The 17710-nt window shown below is 66.8% G+C and carries 14 protein-coding genes; 6 read left to right on the top strand and 8 right to left on the bottom strand.

Features of this window, described 5'->3' with window-relative positions; all coding sequences use genetic code 11:
* Positions 1 to 52 precede the first annotated feature (52 nt).
* Both JL811_RS02470 and JL811_RS02475 read right to left on the bottom strand, forming a co-directional pair.
* Positions 53 to 2572 (bottom strand): ABC transporter permease, encoded by a 2520-nt coding sequence (locus JL811_RS02470; protein ID WP_202686723.1) that lies wholly within the window; start codon positions 2570 to 2572, stop codon positions 53 to 55.
* On the bottom strand, positions 2569 to 3255 hold the full coding sequence (locus tag JL811_RS02475; RefSeq protein WP_202686724.1) for an ABC transporter ATP-binding protein: 687 nt from the start codon (positions 3253 to 3255) through the stop codon (positions 2569 to 2571). Before JL811_RS02475 ends, JL811_RS02470 begins: the two co-directional genes overlap by 4 nt.
* A gap of 67 nt (positions 3256 to 3322) precedes the next feature.
* On the opposite strand from JL811_RS02475, the gene JL811_RS02480 reads away from it, so the two are divergent.
* Positions 3323 to 3979, top strand: a complete 657-nt coding sequence (locus JL811_RS02480) for an arylesterase (protein ID WP_237684738.1) — start codon at positions 3323 to 3325, stop codon at positions 3977 to 3979.
* 164 nt (positions 3980 to 4143) lie between these two features.
* Entirely contained in the window at positions 4144 to 5619 is a 1476-nt protein-coding gene (locus tag JL811_RS02485; RefSeq protein ID WP_202686726.1) for an FAD-binding oxidoreductase, read from the top strand.
* On the opposite strand, the gene JL811_RS02490 is transcribed toward JL811_RS02485, so the two are convergent.
* Positions 5600 to 6349 carry a BUD32 family EKC/KEOPS complex subunit gene (locus JL811_RS02490; protein WP_202686727.1) on the bottom strand — a complete coding sequence of 250 codons (750 nt, stop codon included), beginning with the start codon at positions 6347 to 6349 and terminating at the stop codon, positions 5600 to 5602. The two genes, JL811_RS02485 and JL811_RS02490, sit on opposite strands and share 20 nt — an antisense overlap.
* Positions 6350 to 6471: 122 nt before the next feature.
* Positions 6472 to 7431: a hydroxymethylbilane synthase gene (gene hemC / locus JL811_RS02495; RefSeq protein WP_202686728.1), complete on the bottom strand. Its 960-nt coding sequence runs from the start codon at positions 7429 to 7431 to the stop codon at positions 6472 to 6474.
* A 95-nt stretch (positions 7432 to 7526) separates the two neighbouring features.
* On the opposite strand from hemC, the gene hemE reads away from it, so the two are divergent.
* Entirely contained in the window at positions 7527 to 8558 is a 1032-nt protein-coding gene (gene hemE, locus JL811_RS02500) for a uroporphyrinogen decarboxylase (protein ID WP_202686729.1), read from the top strand.
* Between the two features lie 206 nt (positions 8559 to 8764).
* Positions 8765 to 10387 carry an alpha-amylase family glycosyl hydrolase gene (locus JL811_RS02505; RefSeq protein WP_202687179.1) on the top strand — a complete coding sequence of 541 codons (1623 nt, stop codon included), beginning with the start codon at positions 8765 to 8767 and terminating at the stop codon, positions 10385 to 10387.
* 21 nt (positions 10388 to 10408) lie between these two features.
* On the opposite strand, the gene JL811_RS02510 is transcribed toward JL811_RS02505, so the two are convergent.
* The 3 genes from JL811_RS02510 to JL811_RS02520 form a co-directional block, all read right to left on the bottom strand.
* Complete coding sequence (locus tag JL811_RS02510) at positions 10409 to 11224, bottom strand: sugar phosphate isomerase/epimerase family protein (protein WP_237684740.1); 816 nt, start codon at positions 11222 to 11224, stop codon at positions 10409 to 10411.
* A complete protein-coding gene (locus tag JL811_RS02515) occupies positions 11221 to 12618 on the bottom strand; it encodes a bifunctional enoyl-CoA hydratase/phosphate acetyltransferase (protein WP_202686730.1) in 1398 nt (465 codons plus the stop codon). Before JL811_RS02515 ends, JL811_RS02510 begins: the two co-directional genes overlap by 4 nt.
* Positions 12619 to 12748: 130 nt before the next feature.
* Positions 12749 to 12946, bottom strand: coding sequence for a heavy-metal-associated domain-containing protein (locus JL811_RS02520; protein ID WP_202686731.1), 198 nt, complete (start codon positions 12944 to 12946; stop codon positions 12749 to 12751).
* A 155-nt stretch (positions 12947 to 13101) separates the two neighbouring features.
* On the opposite strand from JL811_RS02520, the gene JL811_RS02525 reads away from it, so the two are divergent.
* Both JL811_RS02525 and JL811_RS02530 read left to right on the top strand, forming a co-directional pair.
* Positions 13102 to 15516, top strand: coding sequence for a heavy metal translocating P-type ATPase (locus tag JL811_RS02525; protein ID WP_237684741.1), 2415 nt, complete (start codon positions 13102 to 13104; stop codon positions 15514 to 15516).
* Positions 15513 to 15914 carry a MerR family DNA-binding protein gene (locus JL811_RS02530; RefSeq protein WP_202686732.1) on the top strand — a complete coding sequence of 134 codons (402 nt, stop codon included), beginning with the start codon at positions 15513 to 15515 and terminating at the stop codon, positions 15912 to 15914. Before JL811_RS02525 ends, JL811_RS02530 begins: the two co-directional genes overlap by 4 nt.
* Positions 15915 to 15920: 6 nt before the next feature.
* Here the strand turns inward: JL811_RS02530 and JL811_RS02535 are convergent, their stop codons facing one another.
* A complete protein-coding gene (locus JL811_RS02535) occupies positions 15921 to 17537 on the bottom strand; it encodes an AfsR/SARP family transcriptional regulator (protein ID WP_202686733.1) in 1617 nt (538 codons plus the stop codon).
* Positions 17538 to 17710 lie beyond the last annotated feature (173 nt).

A 17710-nucleotide genomic window follows, 5' to 3' on the forward strand; every position in this document is an offset into this window, starting at 1 on the left:
CGGAGGTATTCGCCTCCGGGATGAAAGCATGCGCAGGACCAACCGGGGCCGGTCAGTCCTGCGCGCGCAGCACCTGCGCGGGGCGCGCGGCAAGGGGGCGCAGGGCAAAGACCAGCCCGGCCAGCAGCGTGGCGAGAAGGCCCCCCAGCACGATGGCAATGGCCGAGACCGGTTCAAACCGGTAGGTGCTGTCCATCACGAAGGTCATGACGCCCCATCCCGCCACGGCCCCCGCCGCGATGGCGACGATCCCTGCCGCAGCCCCGGTCAGGGCGGCGCGCAGCGCGAATCCCGCAAGGATGCGCCCCCGCGTCGCGCCAAGCGTCTTGAGCACCGCCGCCTCATAAAGCCGCGCGCGTTCCCCCGCCGCCGCCGCACCGATCAGCACGACAAAACCGGTGATCAGCGTGGCCCCTGCCGCCCAGGCGGTGGCGGTGGCAAGGCTCCGCAGCGCCTCGGCCACGCGGTCGATGGCGTCACGCACCCGCACGGCGGTCAGATTGGGATAGGCGCCCGCCAGATCGCGCAGGATCGCGGCCTCGGCAGCCTCGGTCGAATAGACCGTGGCGATATGGGTATGGGGCGCGCCCGCCACCGCGCCGGGGTTCAGCAGCATCACGAAACCGATCCCCCCGGTCGAGAAGTCGACCGCGCGGAAACTGGTGATCTCGGCCTCGATATCGCGGCCAAGGATATTGACGGTGACGCGGTCGCCCAGTTTCAGTCCCATTTCATCAGCCTCTTCCTGCGCGAAGGACAAAAGCGGCGGGCCGGAATAATCGGCCTCCCACCACGCGCCTGCCGTGATGCGCGTGCCGTCGGGCGGGGTGGCGGCATAGGTCACGCCCCGGTCACCGCGCACCACCCAGTGATCGCCTGCGACATCCCGCGCGTCCTGACCGTTGATCTGCGTCACCACGCCGCGCAGCATGGGCGCGGTATCGACGCGGGACACCTCGGGATCATCGGCCAGCCGGTCCAGAAAACCGTCGATCTGGTCATTCTGGATATCAATAAAGAAATAGGACGGCGCGACGCCGGGCAGGTCGCGGTCAATGGCGGCGCGCAAATTGGCGTCGATCTGGCCGACGGCGGCCAGCACCGACAGGCCCAGCCCCAGCGACAGGATGACGGGAACAGCCTCTTGCCGCGGGCCACCGATGGCCGCCAGCGCGCTGCGCAGGGCAACACGGCCCCGGGTCAGCCCGGTGCGGGCCAGCGCGCGCGCCGCGCGGCGCAGGCCAAGGGCCGCCAGCAGCAGAAGGACCAGCGCGCCCGCAATCCCCACCGCCGACCACAGCGCCAGAACCGGGATGCCCGAAAACAGCGCCGCCCCGCCGATCAGCGCCGCGCCGACCAGCCCCAGCGTGACCCAATGAACCGGCGCGGGCCAGACCTGCGGCCCGTCACCGCCCCGGTAAAGGGCGGCGGCGCGAACCTTTTCGCTGCGCGCCAGCGGCCAGAGCGTGAACAGGAACGCGGTCGCCGCGCCGTAAAAGGCGGCCTCGGCCATGGCGGCGGGGGAGATGGCAAACACCACCGGCAGCGGCAGGGTCGCCGTCAGCAGCGGGGCCAGCAGCAGCGGCACCGACACCCCGATGGCAAGACCGATGGCCACGCCAAGCGCTGTCAGTGCCGCGATCTGGATCAGATAGATCTGGAAGATCAGCCGCCCCGTCGCGCCAAGGGTTTTCAACGTGGCAATCGTGGCGGTCTTGCCGTCCAGATAGGCGCGCACCGCCGCGGCAACCCCGACCCCGCCCACGGCCAGCCCGGCCAACCCGACCAGCACAAGGAAGGACCCGATCCGGTCCACGAAACGCGCAACCCCCGGAGTTGCGCGGCGGCTGTCGGTCCAGCGCAGGCCGCTGTCGCGGAAGGTGCTTTCCGCCTCGTCGCGCAGCGCATCAAGATCGGCTCCGGGCGGCAGGATCAGGCGATATTCGGTCTCGAACAGCGATCCGGGCGCCAGAAGGCCGGAATTTACGAGATCTTCGGTCAGGACCAGCGTGCGCGGGCCCAGCCCGAACCCGCCTGTCGCGCTGTCGGGTTCGGTGACAATGGTGGCGCCAAGGCGGAAGCGTTGCGTGCCAAGCGCGAATTCCGCCCCCGGCTCCAGCCCCAGCCGGTCAACCAGAACCCGGTCCATGACCGCGCCGGGAAGGCCGTTTTCAGTTGCAAGCGCCCGGTCCAGCGGCATTGCGGGATCCAGAACCATCGTGCCCAGCAGAGGATAGGCGCTGTCGACGGATTTGACCTGCGTCAGGGCGCGGTCTTCCCCCACCACGGCCATCGACCGGAAATCGACCACCTCGGACACCCCGGTCGCGATCCGGTCCATGAAGGCGCGTTCTTCGGGATTGGCATAGCGATAGGTGAATTCCAGTTGCGCATCGCCCCCCAGCAGGACCGCGCCCTGATCGCTCAGCCCGCGCTCCACCGCGCTGCGCACCATGCCGACGGCAGTGATCGCCGCGACGCCTAGCGCCAGACAGGCCAGAAAGATGCGAAAGCCGCGCAGGCCCCCGCGCAATTCGCGGCGCGCCAGCCGGGCGGCAAGCGCAAGGCTCATGCAGCGGCCTCCAGCGCGTCGATACGGCCATCGGCAAGGCGCACCACCCGCGAACAGCGCGCGGCCAGATCGGGCGAATGGGTGACCATCACCAGTGTTGCGCCATGGCGGTCATGCAGACCGAACAGCAGATCCATGATGGCCGCCCCATTGACCCCGTCAAGATTTCCCGTCGGCTCATCTGCCAGCAGGATCGCGGGGCGGGGGGCGGCGGCGCGGGCAAGGGCGACGCGCTGCTGTTCGCCTCCTGACAACTGACTGGGGTAATGGTCCATCCGCGCGCCCAGCCCGACCGAGCGCAATTCCGCCTCGGCGCGGGCGAATGCGTCCTGCTTGCCCGCCAGTTCCAGCGGCAGGGCGACATTTTCCAGCGCGGTCATCGTCGGAATGAGGTGGAAAGACTGGAACACCACCCCCATATTCCCCCGACGGAAGCGCGCAAGGGCATCTTCATCCATCGCGGTCAGATCCTGCCCAAGCGCCTTGACCGACCCACCCGTGGCGCGTTCCAGACCGCCCATCAGCATCAGGAGCGAGGATTTGCCCGACCCCGAAGGCCCGATCAGCCCCAGCGTCTCACCGCGTGCCACATCCAGCGTGATGCCGCGCAGAATGTCCACCGGGCCCGCATTGCCCGCCAGTGTCAGCCGCGCATCCTTCAGCGCCAGAACGGTCTCGGTCATGGTTTCTGCCCTGTTGTCATGCCTTTCCCCTGCATATGGGGCGAAAGCGCTTTTCCGCAACCGCACAATGGCGCTGATCCTCGGGCTGGGGCTGCTTCCCGCGGTGGCGCAGGCGCAAGAGGCGGCGGAAGTGCCTGTTATTGTGGCACTTGGCGACAGTCTGACGCAGGGCTACGGCCTTCCCGCCGATCAGGGATTTGTGCCGCAGTTGCAGGACTGGCTGACCGCGCAGGGCGTCGGTGCCGGGATCGTGAATGCAGGTGTTTCCGGCGATACAACGGCGGGCGGGGCGGCAAGGCTGGACTGGTCGCTGTCGGGCGATGTCGATGCGCTGATCGTCAATCTGGGCGGCAATGACCTTTTGCGCGGGCTGGATCCGGATGTCAGCCGCGCCAATCTGGAAAAGATCATGGATGGGGCTGCGGCGCGCGATCTGCCGGTCCTGCTGGTCGGGCTGTCCGCACCCGGCAATTACGGGGCGGATTTCAAGACGCGCTATGACGCGATTTTCCCCGATCTGGCCGAACGCTTCGACGCGCTCTTGATGCCCGATTTCCTTGCCCCTCTACGCGATGCGGGTGGTGAGGCGGCAGCGGCGGCGCGCTTCATGCAGGCCGATGGCATCCATCCCAGTGCCGAAGGCGTGGCGGTCATCGTGGAAAGTATCGGCCCGCAGGTGGTTGACCTCATCGGGCGGGTGTCGCAGCCGGATGCGGGCGGCTGAACCGCTGGCAGGCATCGGCGGGTTGCAATCGGCTGGTTGCCGTGACCGGCGCAGGGCCATTCGGGGCTTGCGGCAAGCCGTCGAAGGCGTAGGTTGTCACCGCATTGTGACTCCGACCCCCAAGCGTCCGTCCCCTGTTCCGGGCGCCCATCAGTGAGACCGAAATGACCCTGTCTGATCAGACCAGCCCCGCCAATGCCACCCCCGCCAGTTCCTCGGCGCAAAAGGCGCTGCTGGCCGATCTGGCGGCGACCATCGGAGCGGGCCATGTGCTGACCGGGGCCGATATGTCGGGCCATACCGGCGACTGGACGGGCAAATACACCGCCGAACCCGTGGCCGTGATCCGGCCCGGATCGACGCAGGAAGTGGCCGAATGTGTGAAACTGGCCGCCCGCCACGGTGTTGCCATCGTGCCCGTTTCGGGGCGCAGCGGGCTGGTCGGCGGGGCGATGACGCAGGGCGGGCTGATGATCTCGGTCGAACGGCTGAACCGCATCCGCGAGGTCCGTGCCGGGTCACGGCTGGCAATGGTCGAGGCCGGGGTGATCTTGTCGCGCCTGCATGAGGCCGCCGAGGACGAAGGGCTTTATTTCCCGCTGTGGTTCGGGGCGCGCGGCTCTGCCATGATCGGCGGCGTGCTGTCGACCAATGCGGGCGGCTCGAATGTGCTGCGCTATGGGTCAACCCGCAGTCTTTGTCTGGGGCTTGAGGTGGTTCTGGCCGACGGGCGGGTGCTGAACCTGATGTCGGAACTGCACAAGGACAATTCCGGCTATGACCTGAAACAGATGTTCATCGGGGCCGAGGGCACGCTGGGCATCATCACCGCCGCCGTGGTGAAACTGGTGCCCAAACCGCGCGCCTATGCGACGGCAACGCTTGCGGCCGCCAGCCTTGGCGATGCGCTGCGCCTGCTGAACCGGCTGCAGGCCGAGACGGGTGGGCTGGTCGAGGCTTTCGAATATATGCCCATGGTCTATATGGACCGGCTGGAAGAGGTGCGCCCCGATATCCGCCAGCCTTTCGCGCCGAAACAGGCGGTCAATATCCTTGTCGAACTGGGCGCCACCGCGCCGCGCGACGTGACGCTGGCCGAGGATGGATCGCTGCCGCTGACGGGCCTTCTGGAAGAAGTACTGGCCGCCATGATGGAGGAAGGGCTGGTTCTGGATGCCGAGATCGCCAGCACCGAACAGCAGCGCCGCCTGATGTGGGAGCGGCGCGAACTGTCCGCCGAGGTCACCTTTGCCCGCAAGCCGCTGATCGACACGGATGTGTCGCTGCCGCTGGAAAAGATCGAAACCTTCCTTGCCGTCATGGCGCGGCGCCTGCCCGAACTGGATCCGGGTGCCACATCGCTTTGCGTGGCGCATCTGGGCGATGGCAATGTGCATTACACGGCCTTTCCCACCCGCGACGATCCCGCGCTTTACGATGCGGTCGTCTCGGCGGTTGAGGATGAGGTTGCGGCCCTGCATGGCAGTTTTTCGGCGGAACACGGCGTGGGCCTGTCGAAACGCAATTCCATGGCGCGGCGCAAGGATCCGGTTGCGCTGGACGTGATGCGCGCCGTGAAGGCGGCACTGGACCCCGAGGGGCGCATGAATCCCGGCAAGGTCATTCCGGCGCGCGGCTGATCCTGTCCAGTGCCGGGGCCACGGCGCGCAGGTCGCGGGACTTGCCGCCCAGCCACAGCACGGCCCCTGTCAGCGGTTTCAGCCAGAAGAACCCGCGCGCCATCCGCGCCGCCTGCGCCCAGACATCGGGCGCCTCGGCGCGATAGGCCGCGATGGCCGCCTCGCGCAGCGCCGCACCGTCAATTCCGGACGGCAGGTTCAGGGTATCAGCATGAAGGCTGTGCACGAAGATCAACAAATCCAGTGCGCGCGCCCGCAGGCTGCGCCGCCGTTCCGAGAACCGCTCAAGATCAATGAAGCGCGCCTCGGACCCATTCCAGCAGATATCGCGGATCGCAGGGCGGCCATGGGCATGACCTGCCCGGTGCAACCGGCCAAGCGCGCGCCCCCCCGCATGGAAGGCGGGCAGGCGCTGGTCGGTCTCCTGCCACAGCAGGCTGCGCAGCGTCTCGCCCAGATCGGGGGTCACGAACCAGTCCGGCCCTTCCGCGATCACCGGCGCGACCGGCAGGCCCAGATCGCCCAGCAGGCGCAGCCCTGCGCGCTCCCGCGCGAAACCCGTTTGCCCGTCCCCCTTCTGTAGCCGCATACGCCCGGTCAGTCGCTCGGCCCGTTTCAACCAGACCCGTTGCCCGTCGGTCAGGCGCAGCGCCCTGATCCGCACGGGCAGGTCAGCCAGAGCCAGCCGCAGCGCGGGGCCAAGATCATCGGGGGTGGAACTGTCGGTCATCGCAATCCGTCACCGGGGCGGGGTGCCCTCTGGCGGCTAAGATAACAATTCGAAGACCGGAATGTAACTGTCGCGTGTCGATTTGACGACAGATGCGGCGGGACGGGCGACGAGGCGCGGCGTCAGCCCCGCCAGTCGAAAAAGCCCTGCGGCGCGCGTGCCTTCAGCCTTGCTGCCAGTTCGCGGCCCATGGCGGCACCATCTTCGACCGGGCCCCGGATCGCATCACTCAGCGCCTCGGAGCCGTCGGGGCGCAGGATTTCTCCGCGCAGCCAGATCGTGCCCCCCTCCAGCAGTGCCAGCCCGGCAATCGGCGTTTCGCAGGATCCGTCTAATGCGGCCAGAAAACTGCGCTCGGCAGCCAGTTGCAGCCCGGTGGGAATGTCATGCACCGGCTCCAGCAGGGCCGCAACCCTTGCATCATCGCTGCGCCGCTCCACCCCGATCGCGCCCTGTGCCACGGCGGGCAGCATCACCTCAGGTTCAATCGCGGATCGCGCGACATGCGCCATGCCCAGCCGGGTCAGCCCTGCCATGGCAAGGAAGGTCGCCGCCGCCACCCCGTTTTCCAGCTTTTGCAGTCGCGTCTGCACATTGCCCCGAAACTCCACCAGCCGCAGGTCGGGGCGGCGCAATGCGAGTTGTGCCCGCCTGCGCAGCGAGGATGATCCCACCACCGCGCCTTGCGGCAGATCCTCCAGCCCTGCCGCGACCGGTGACAGGAAGGCATCACGCATATCGGCCCGCGCCAGATGGCAATCCAGCAACAGACCGGGCGGCTGTTCGGTCGGCATGTCCTTCATCGAATGCACCGCAATGTCGATGCCGCCTGCCAGCAGCGCGTCCTCGATCTCGCGGGTGAACAATCCCTTGTTGCCGATCTCCTTCAACGGCCGGTCAGCGGCGATCATGCTGCGGTCATCCCCGGTCACCTTGATGACCACGATCTCGAAGGCATCCTCAGGCAGATCATGCGCCGCCATCAGGCAGCGCCGCGCCTCATGCGCCTGCCACAGCGCCAGCGGCGATCCACGGGTTCCGATGCGCAAAGGACGGGCGGGGGAGGGCAGGGTCAGCATCATGACGCAGCCTTAGCGCGCCGCGCCGCGCCGGACAACTCACTTGACAAAGGGGCCCCGGCTTGGAACGGGATGAGGTCAGCCAAAGGAGCCTCCCCTTGACCGAAAAGACAATCCTGCGCGCCCTGCGGGGTGAGACCCTTCCGACGCCGCCGGTCTGGATGATGCGACAGGCCGGGCGCTATCTGCCGGAATATCGCGCCACAAGGGCGAAGGCGGGCGATTTCCTCAAGCTTTGCTATAATCCTGAACTGGCCGCCGAGGTAACGCTGCAACCGATCCGGCGTTACGGATTCGATGCCGCGATCCTCTTTGCCGATATCCTGCTGTTGCCGCAGGCACTGGGCGCGGATCTGTGGTTCGTCACCGGTGAGGGGCCGCGCCTGTCGACCGTGACCGACATGGCGGGGGTGCAGGGGCTGCGGCCAAAGGACGCGATTCATGAAACGCTGGCCCCGGTCTATGAAACCGTGCGCATCCTGTCGCGCGAACTTCCGCGCGAAACCACGCTGATCGGTTTTGCGGGGGCGCCCTGGACGGTTGCAACCTATATGATCGCGGGGCAGGGCACGCCCGATCAGGCCCCGGCCCATCGGCTGAAAAACAGCGACCGCGCCGCCTTTGTCGCGCTGATCGACCTCTTGACGGTGGCGACGGTGGATTATCTGTCCGCGCAGATCGAGGCCGGGGCCGAGGTCGTCAAGATCTTCGACAGTTGGGCCGGAAGTCTTAAAGGCCAGGATTTCCACGATTTCGCGCTGGAACCCGCGCGCCGCATCATTGCCGATCTCAAGGCCCGGCACCCGGACATCCCCGTCATCGCCTTCCCGCGTGAGGCCGGTGACGGCTATATCGGTTTCGCCCGCGCGACCGGGGCCGATTGCGTGGCGCTGGACAATTCCGTGACGCCGGAATGGGCGGCGGAGCATGTGCAGGTCGATGGCTGCGTGCAGGGCAATCTTGCCTCACGCCATATGGTGACGGGCGGGGCGGAACTGGTGACGGAAACCCGCCGCATCGTCGCGGCCTTCCGGGGCGGGCCGCATATCTTCAATCTGGGCCATGGCATCACCCCTGATGCCGACCCGGACAATGTCACCCGAATGATTGAAACGGTGCGAGGCGGCTGATCGCCGCGACAGGGTCTTTCCGCCTAGGTGAAACCACCGCCTGTCCGCTCCCTCACCTGGCTGAAATACCTCGGGGGTGAACTGGCCCTGCAAGGGCCAGGAGGGGGCAGCGCCCTTTCTTACTTCATGCTGCTTTCTCCAAGCCCCAGCCCCTTGCAAGCCGCCACCTGATCGGCTCATTTGGGGGCGACGGGTGACAGGAGATGGTGATGGAGTGGTGGCGCGGATCGGTAACCTATCAGATTTACCCGCGATCCTTTCAGGACAGCAGTGGCAGCGGGGTGGGGGATCTGGCGGGCATCACCCGGCGGCTTGACCATGTGGCACGGCTGGGGGTGGATGCGGTCTGGCTTTCGCCGGTCTTTCCCTCTCCCATGGCCGATATGGGCTATGACGTTTCGGATTATACCGATATCGACCCGTCCTTCGGCACGCTGGCGGATTTCGACGCGCTGGTGGCGCGGGCGCATGATCTGGGGCTGAAGGTCATCATTGATCAGGTGCTCAGCCATTCCTCGGACCGGCACCCGCATTTCATCGAAAGCCGCGCCAGCCGCGACAATGCGAAATCCGACTGGTATGTCTGGGCCGATGCGCGTCCCGACGGATCGCCACCCAATAACTGGCTGTCGGTCTTCGGCGGGTCGGCCTGGGAATGGGATTCGCGCAGGCGGCAGTATTACCTGCATAATTTCCTGCCCAGCCAGCCCGATTTCAACTTTCACAATCCGGCTGTGCAGGACTGGCTTTTGTCGACGCTGCGCTTCTGGCTGGACCGGGGCGTGGACGGGTTCCGTCTGGATACCGTGAATTACTATTTCCACGATGCCGCCCTGCGGTCCAACCCGCCCGAGCCCGGAAATGCCCCTGCGCCCGCCGTCAATCCCTATGACATGCAGCGCCATCTTCATTCCAAGACGCAGGCAGAAAACATCGGCTTTCTGGAACGGCTGCGCGCGCTGATGGACGAATACGACGCCCGCACCACGGTTGGTGAGGTCGGTGAGGCCGCAGCCCATTCCCTGCCCATCATGGCCGAGTATACAAGGCCCGGGCGGCTGCATATGGCCTATAGTTTCGCGATGCTGGGGCCGGACTTCACCGCCGCACATTTCCGCAGCCAGATCGAGGGCTTCTACCGCGCCGCGCCCGAGGGCTGCCCCTGCTGGAGCTTTTCCAATCATGACGTGATCCGCCATGTCAGCCGCTGGTCGGACCATGGCGAGCCCGAACCGCTGGCCCGGCTGACGGCGGCGATGCTGACGGGGTTTCAGGGCTCGCTCTGCCTGTATCAGGGGGAGGAGCTGGGCCAGACCGAGACCGATATCCTTTATCATGAACTGACCGATCCGCCGGGCTTCCGCTTCTGGCCCGATTACAAGGGGCGCGATGGCTGCCGGACGCCGATGGTCTGGGATGGCTCTGCCCATGGCGGGTTCACTACCGGCAGGCCATGGTTGCCGGTCAAGCCCGAACAGGCCGCCCGCCATGTGGCCGGGCAAGAGGGCGTTGCGGGGTCAGTGCTGGAAACCTGGCGTGCGCTGCTGGCCTTCCGCCGCGCGCAACTGGCGCTGCGGCTGGGGACCAGTGTGTTTCTGGACCTGCCTGAACCGGTTCTGGGCTTTGTGCGCCAACAGGGGAAGGCGGCTGTGCTGTGCCTTTACAACCTGTCCCCCCACCCGCAGGCGCTGACTGTTTCGGGCGCGGATGCGCTGATCGGGCCATCACAGGCGGTCACGCGCGACGGCGATGCCCTGCGGCTGGGGGCGAATGGCTTTGCCTTCCTGTCGCTGCCGGATGGAGGCAGGGGGCTGTCGGTTCGAGGCTGATCGAAACGCTTGGAGCAGGCGCTATTGCGCCAGCCCCTGCGCGATCAGGTAATCCGCGCCGCGACGCAGGCCGCGAAGGTCATTCACCTCAAGGATCAGCCTTGGATTGTGACGCAGCTTGCCAAGGGCGGCAAAGATCGCACGCCAGTTCAGCGGCCCGTCGCCCGGATGCCAGTGCCGGTCGGCAAAACCGTCACTGTCCTGCAGATGAACATGGTCCAGCCGCTTGCCCGCCGCCTTGACATACAGATCCACCGGCGGCCCGCCCAGAGTGACATGGGCATATTGGGCATGTCCTGTATCGAGGGACACCTTCAATGCCGTTGAACCCAGCGCATCGACAATGCGGCAGCGCGCGGCGGGGTCGACATCCTCGATATTCTCCATCACCAGCGTGACGCCCGCGCCCTCGGCGCGGTCCAGCACCGGGCCCAGCAGATAGCGCAGCCTCTCGATCTGGATCAGCGCCTCATTCGGGTCATCCTGATGGCCGCCATGATCCCAGCCGGTGACCGGGGAATGCACGACCATCTGCGTCGCCCCCACCGCCTCACACACTCCAAGACATTGCAGCAGCCGTTTCTGCACGATCAACGCCACTTCCGGGTCGGCTGTATCCAGCGCAAAGCCGATATAGGGCCCATGCAGGCCGATCCGCCCCTGCAGCCCGTCGATCAGGCGTTTCGTGCGCTCAATGGCCGGGGTCAGATCGCCGGTCAGCGCGCGCGCGGTGCAGAAGCTCTGGATTTCCAGATCGCGGGGGGCGGACAGCATCCAATCGCGATGCAGCTCCAGCATGTCAAGCGTCAGGGCAGCGCCAAGGACGGGCAGGGTCAATGCAGGTCTCCCTCAGGGGTGGTGGACAGGCGGGCGTGATGGATGGCGGCGATTGCGCAGGAGGCAAGCCGCGCCATCGTACTGTCGGATCGGGAATTCAGGATCACCGGCACTTTCGCGCCCATCACCAGTCCCGCCGATTCCGCATGGCTGAGATAGGCAAGCTGTTTTGCCAGCATATTGCCCGCATCAATGCCCGGCACGATCAGAACCTCGGCCCGGCCCGCCACTTCCGATGTCAGGCCCTTGGTGCGGGCGGCGGCAAGGGACACGGCATTGTCCATCGCCAGCGGCCCGTCGACATAGCCCCCGGTGATCTGCCCGCGTTCGGCCATCTTGGACAGAAGCGCTGCGTCAAGCGATGACGGGATCGCGGGGTTCACCGTTTCCACCGCCGACAGCACTCCGACCCGGGGCCGGGCAATGCCGATCGAGATGGCAAGATCGATGGCATTCTGCACGATATCGACCTTGGTCGGCAGGTCGGGCGCGATGTTGATCGCCGCATCCGAAACCAGCAGCGGATGATCCAGCCCCGGCACATCCATCACGAAAATATGGGTCAGCTTGCGCCCGATGCGCAGGCCCCGGTCACGGTCGACAAGGGCGCGCAGCATTTCATCGGTATGCAGATGCCCCTTCATCACCGCATCGGCACGGCCCTCATGGACCAGCGCCACGGCGCGGGCGGCGGCCTCGGGTGCCGATCCGCAGTCGATGATCTCCACCCCCTCCAGATCCGCGCCAAGCGCCTTGGCCGCCGCAGTGATCCGTGCGTTGCGCCCGACAAGGATCGGGGTGATGATCGTATGGCGCTGCGCCATCAGCGCGCCGCCCAGACTGTCGGCGGTTTCAGGGCAGATCACTGCAACGCGTAGGGGGGGCAGCGGGGCGGCAATGGCCAGCAGCGCCTCAAAATGCCGGTGGCGGCGCACGGTAAGGCCCGGCAGGGATGAGCCGTCGACCCGGTATTTCCGCAGGGGCAGGCGCACGGTCACCTCACCGGTCAGGACCGGCTCTTCGCCCGGCAGGCGCAGCACCTCGGCGGCAAGCGTGGCGCTGTCGGGCGACAGGGCCGTGACGGTGACGGTGGTGCGCAACTCCTCACCGGCATGGGCGCGGGTGTGAAAGCGGTAATTCTGCGCCAGCGTCACGATGCCCGGACCGGGAAGCTGCGTGCCAAGCAGGGCCGTGACAAGGCTGGCGGCAAAGGCGGAAGGCACCAGCGCCTCGGCCTGCCCGTCGCCATCGCCGTCCAGCCCCGGCAGATGCAGCGGATTGTGATTGCCGGTGGCGGCGGCAAAGATGAACAGGTCATCGGTCGTGCAAAGCCGCGTGGACGAGGCGCTTTGCCCCAGCCGCAATTCGTCAAACAGGTGGTTTTCAAGGATCATCCGGCAGGCCCCCGCAAGCTGCGCACAGTCTGACGCGGACGCGCGGTGCAGGCAAGGGCTGCAAGCGGGGGCGCGGGTGGAGTATTCGGGCCGTCGGGCGGGGCGACAGTCCCTTTGTCAGATCCGTCTGTCAGACCGGGGCGGCGGCAAAGCCGATGGCGGCAAGGGCCGCGATCACCGCTTGCGGGCTGGCCTGCGTGTCAATCTCCGCGCGCCGGGCGGGCAGGTCGATATGGGTTGCGGCCTGCGGATCAAGGGCTGCGACTGCGGATTCAATCGCCGACCTGCAATGGCCGCAGGACATGTCGGGTATGGAAAGGGTCAGCATCACAGCACTCCGGGTCATCGGTTCGGGATCCAGATGGACACTTCCGGTGGCAGGAAGGTCAAGCCCCTTGCGAAATATCGCCCGCCACCCTTGACCTTCCTGTGACTGGAAGCCTTATCTCCGATACCGAACAGACGAAACCCGGAGGGTTCGCGATGGACGGATACAGTTTCACGGTTGACGGAATGAGCTGCGCGGCCTGTGTGGGCCGGGTGGAGCGTGTCCTGTCCGCAGTTGACGGCGCCGGGCAGGCGCGGGTCAATCTGGCCGCAGGCCGCGCCTCGGTCAAAGGCGGCGCTGCGACGGATCTGGCGGCGGCCCTGTCGCGGGCGGGGTTCACGGCGCGGGAGGATCATCTGCGCCTGTCGGTGACAGGCATGGACTGCGCCTCCTGCATCGGGCGGGTCGAGGCGGCGCTGACGGCCTTGCCCGGTGTGACCGAGGCCCGGGTCAATCTGGCAGCTGGAACCGCAGATGTTCGATTTTTGGCGGGTTCATTGACAGTAAATACCTTGATTTCCGCCATTTCCGGAATTGGATATGTCGCAAATCTGCAAGAAAAATCTGCCTCCACCCCGGATGCCAGCCTGCCCTTGCGGCGCGATTTCTGGCTGGCGGCGCTGCTGGCCCTGCCGGTTTTCCTGTCGGAAATGGGCGGGCATGTTGTTCCCGCCCTGCATCACGGACTGCATGGGGTGATCGGACAACAGGGGCTTTGGATCCTGCAATTCCTGCTGACCACGCTGCTGCTGATCGGGCCGGGGCGGCAGTTTTTCATCCGGGGCTGGGCCGCATTGCGCCATGCGGCGCCGGATATGAATGCCCTTGTAATGATCGGCACCGGTGCGGCATGGATCTATTCCAGCATCGCCACTTTCGCGCCTGCGCTGCTGCCCGCCGCGTCGCGCGCGGTCTATTTCGAATCGGCGGCGGTGATCGTGACGCTGATCCTGCTGGGCCGCTGGATGGAAGCGCGCGCCAAGGGCCAAAGCGGGGCCGCGATTGCCCGGCTGGTCGGGCTGCAACCGCGTCAGGCGCTGGTCGAAACCGATGGCGGAACTGAGGAACGCCCCATCGCCGCCCTGCATCCCGGCGATATCCTGCATCTGCGCCCCGGGGAACGGGTTGCCGTGGATGGCGCGGTGATCGACGGAAATTCATGGCTGGATGAGGCCATGCTGACCGGAGAGCCGCAGCCCGTGGCCAAGGGTCCGGGCGATGCGGTGACGGGCGGCACGGTCAACGGCACCGGCGCGCTGCGCTATCGCGCGATGCGGGTCGGGCAGGATACGGTTCTGGCGCAGATCATCCGGCTGGTCGCGGATGCGCAGGGCGCGCGGTTGCCGGTGCAGGATCTGGTGAACCGGATCACCGGCTGGTTCGTGCCGGCGGTTCTGGCCGTGGCGCTGGCGACGGTCGGGCTGTGGCTGCTCTTCGGCCCCGAGCCGCGTCTGACCCATGCGCTGGTCGCAGGTGTGGCGGTGCTGATCGTGGCCTGTCCCTGCGCGATGGGGCTGGCGGTGCCGGTCTCGATCATGGTGGGGACGGGCCGCGCGGCGGAACTGGGCGTGCTGTTCCGGCGCGGCGATGCGCTGCAGGCGCTGCAGGGCATCGGCATACTGGCGCTGGACAAGACCGGCACCCTGACCGCAGGCCAGCCCGAACTGACCGATATCGCGCTGGCCGGGGGGGAGGATGAGCCGGCGATTCTGGCCGCCATTGCCGCCATCGAGGCGCGGTCCGAGCACCCGCTGGCCCGCGCGATATGCCGCGCGGCAAATGCGCGGGGGCTGGACCTGCCCGCGGTCACCGCCTTCACTGCGCTGCCCGGCCATGGGGTCAGCGCCGAGATTGCGGGCGCGCGCTGGATCATCGGGGCGGATCGTCTGATGCGCGCCGAAGGGGTGGAGACCGCGCCGCTGTCGGACCGCGCAGACGGTTGGGCCGCCGAAGGGCGCAGCCCGGTCTATGCCGCGCGCGACGGGCGGATTGTGGCGGCGCTGGCCGTGGCTGATCCGGTGAAACCCGGCACGCCCGAGGCGCTGGCCCGCCTGCGCGCCTTGGGGCTGCGGCTGGTCATGGTGACCGGCGACAACCGCGCCGCGGCGGCGGCGATTGCTGCAAGGCTGGGGCTGGATGAGGTCCGCGCCGAGATCCTGCCCGAAGGCAAGGTTGCGGTTCTGGCCGAACTGATGCAGCAGGGCCGCACCGGGTTTGTCGGCGACGGCATCAACGATGCCCCGGCGCTGGCCCGGGCGGATGTCGGCATCGCCATCGGCACCGGCACCGATGTCGCGATGGAAAGCGCCGATGTCGTGCTGGTCTCGGGCGATCTGCGCGGCGTGGTTGCCGCACTGGAGATCAGCCGCGCCACGATGCGCAATATCCGCCAGAACCTGTTCTGGGCCTTCGGCTATAATATCGCGCTGATCCCGGTCGCGGTGGGGCTGTTCTATCCCGCCTTCGGGATGCAGCTTTCGCCCATGCTGGCGGCAGGCGCCATGGCGGCCTCGTCGCTGCTGGTGCTGGGCAATGCGCTGCGGTTGCGGTTTGCAGGAGGACGGGCATGAATATCAAACAGGCCGGAGAGGCGGCGGGACTGCCCGCCAAGACGATCCGCTATTATGAAGAGGTGGGCCTGATCCGACCCTTGCGTGGGGCCAATGGCTATCGCCATTTTCGCGAAAGCGATGTGCACAAGCTGGGCTTTCTGGGCCGGGCGCGCGCCCTTGGCTTCACCATCGAGGATTGCCGGCTGCTGCTGTCGCTTTATGAGGACAAGACCCGCGCCAGTTCCGAGGTGAAGGCCATTGCCAGCCGGCATCTGGCGCAGATCAGCCACAAGATTGCGGAACTGCGCGCGATGGAGGCAACATTGTCGCATCTGGTCTCCTGCTGCGCGGGGGATGCCCGGCCCGATTGCCCGATCCTTGGCGATCTGGCACCGCCGCCGAACCAGCCTGCATAAGCCCGGCTACATAAGCTTGCGCAACTGCCCCAACAGGCCGGTGCTGCGCAGCGTGCGGACCGGGTAATCGGGATCGCCCAGCATTCGGTCAAGGGTAAAGCCGGGTTCGATCTCTTCCAGCCGTTCCTTCATGCTGTTCGCGCGGTCCAGATCGCCCTGATGGGCGTAAAGCGACAGAAGATAGCGGTAAGCGGGGCGCAGCGAGGGCGCGGCAAAGGCGGCCGCCTCGGCGGCACGGATCGCCTCGGGCAGGCGGCCGGTCGCGACGCAGACCGTGGCGTGATGCGCGTCCCACCAATGCCGGAAGGTGGACCGGCTGGCATGGCTGCGGCCCAAAGCCGACATGCGGTAGGCTTCCTCGCCATCCCCGGCCAGCATCTTCGCCACCGCCATGGCCTGCAGCGCGAACGGATTGCGGGGGTTTTCTTCAAGGGCTGCCAATGCGGCCTGACCGGCGGCCACCGCATCGCCGAACAGCATGGCGCGGGTCTGTGAGACCAGCGCCTTGACCGTGGCATTGCCGTCCTGCCGCTCCATCGCATGGGCGGTCAGTGACAGGGCTGCATCATGCAGTTCGGGCTTGCGCGCCTGCCCCAGTTCGATGGCCTTGACCATCTGCAACAGCCCGCGCCATGCCAGATGCACGGTGTTGCCCTCGACCTCCCATGCCTGTTCCATCAGGCGGTCTGCTTCGGCCAGTTGCACCTCGTTGAACGAGAACATCTTGTGCAGCGCCAATTGCCCCAAGGCCGCCGATTTCGGCGCGTTGCGCGCCACGCCCAGAACATGCGGCACCCGTGCCACGGTCCGCTCGGCGGCCTCCCACGCGGTCTGGACCAGCGCCTCGGACCCCGCAAGCGCGGTTGCCGTGCCGGTGAAACGGCAGTCCCGGGAATACAGCACCCGACCCGAGGCCAGATGCACGATCTTGATGAAGGCAAGGCAGATGCCGTTATCCTCGATCACATTGCAGTTGATTTCCAGATCTGCGGCGGGCCGCACGGTTCCGCCCCCGTTCGGGGCGATGGTGCAAGCTGTCAGATGCTCGGCAATATCGGCGGCGATGCGGGCTGAGATGATTTCGGCCACGATCCCCGACCCTGTGCCGGGCAGGTTGGCCGTGGTGCAACGCAATGTGACGGGTTCGCCCGCGGGCGTCACATCGGCGCGGATCAGGCCCGCAACCACCGCAGCACCTGATGCCGCGCGATGCTCGGCCTCCCGCCAGCGCAGGAAGGCCGGATCCCGCACCGAGACGCCTTCCAGCAATTCGCCGCCGGTCTCGGCTGCCGGGCAAAGGCGCAGGGCGCCGGGGTGCAGCGACAGCCATTCGCGATCGGCGATCAGAATATCGTCATGGGCCCCAAGCGCCTTGCGCAGATCGACCAGCGCCTGCCGCAGGCTGCCTGCCGCCTGTTGCGGGCCCCGGTCACTCCAGAGCCGTTCCTCGATCCAGCGGCGGCTGCGGCGCTGATCGGGGGCAAGGGCCAGCATGGCAAGGATCGCGCGCGACTTATGCGGGCGCAGGGACAGATCCTGCCCGTCCTTCAGGGATCGCAGGGTGAACGGGCCGTAAAGGCCAAGCTCCACCACTGCCGGCTCCGGGGCCCGCTCCGCGTTCATGGTCTATCCTGCCTTCCCGGCTGAACCGTTCCGCCATTCTCCGGCACCCCTTAACCCTGCGTGACACACACCCGACCGGACAGCAAACCGGCACCCATTCCCAAACGTCAAAATACCGCAAATTCTGTCACTTGGACAAAAAGGATTTTTGCAGCCCTGACGCGTCCAGCCTA

Origin of the sequence: Szabonella alba, assembly GCF_016765775.1 — a bacterium.
GTDB lineage: Bacteria > Pseudomonadota > Alphaproteobacteria > Rhodobacterales > Rhodobacteraceae > Szabonella > Szabonella alba.

What these genes read in the sequence shown, in the direction of transcription:
- JL811_RS02470 (WP_202686723.1), bottom strand. Translation starts at nt 2,572, where the DNA reads ATGAGCCTTGCGCTTGCCGCCCGGCTGGCGCGCCGCGAATTGCGCGGG.
- JL811_RS02475 (WP_202686724.1), bottom strand. Translation starts at nt 3,255, where the DNA reads ATGACCGAGACCGTTCTGGCGCTGAAGGATGCGCGGCTGACACTGGCG.
- JL811_RS02480 (WP_237684738.1), top strand. Translation starts at nt 3,323, where the DNA reads ATGGCGCTGATCCTCGGGCTGGGGCTGCTTCCCGCGGTGGCGCAGGCG.
- JL811_RS02485 (WP_202686726.1), top strand. Translation starts at nt 4,144, where the DNA reads ATGACCCTGTCTGATCAGACCAGCCCCGCCAATGCCACCCCCGCCAGT.
- JL811_RS02490 (WP_202686727.1), bottom strand. Translation starts at nt 6,349, where the DNA reads ATGACCGACAGTTCCACCCCCGATGATCTTGGCCCCGCGCTGCGGCTG.
- hemC (WP_202686728.1), bottom strand. Translation starts at nt 7,431, where the DNA reads ATGATGCTGACCCTGCCCTCCCCCGCCCGTCCTTTGCGCATCGGAACC.
- JL811_RS02515 (WP_202686730.1), bottom strand. Translation starts at nt 12,618, where the DNA reads ATGATCCTTGAAAACCACCTGTTTGACGAATTGCGGCTGGGGCAAAGC.
- JL811_RS02520 (WP_202686731.1), bottom strand. Translation starts at nt 12,946, where the DNA reads ATGCTGACCCTTTCCATACCCGACATGTCCTGCGGCCATTGCAGGTCG.
- JL811_RS02525 (WP_237684741.1), top strand. Translation starts at nt 13,102, where the DNA reads ATGGACGGATACAGTTTCACGGTTGACGGAATGAGCTGCGCGGCCTGT.
- JL811_RS02530 (WP_202686732.1), top strand. Translation starts at nt 15,513, where the DNA reads ATGAATATCAAACAGGCCGGAGAGGCGGCGGGACTGCCCGCCAAGACG.
- JL811_RS02535 (WP_202686733.1), bottom strand. Translation starts at nt 17,537, where the DNA reads ATGAACGCGGAGCGGGCCCCGGAGCCGGCAGTGGTGGAGCTTGGCCTT.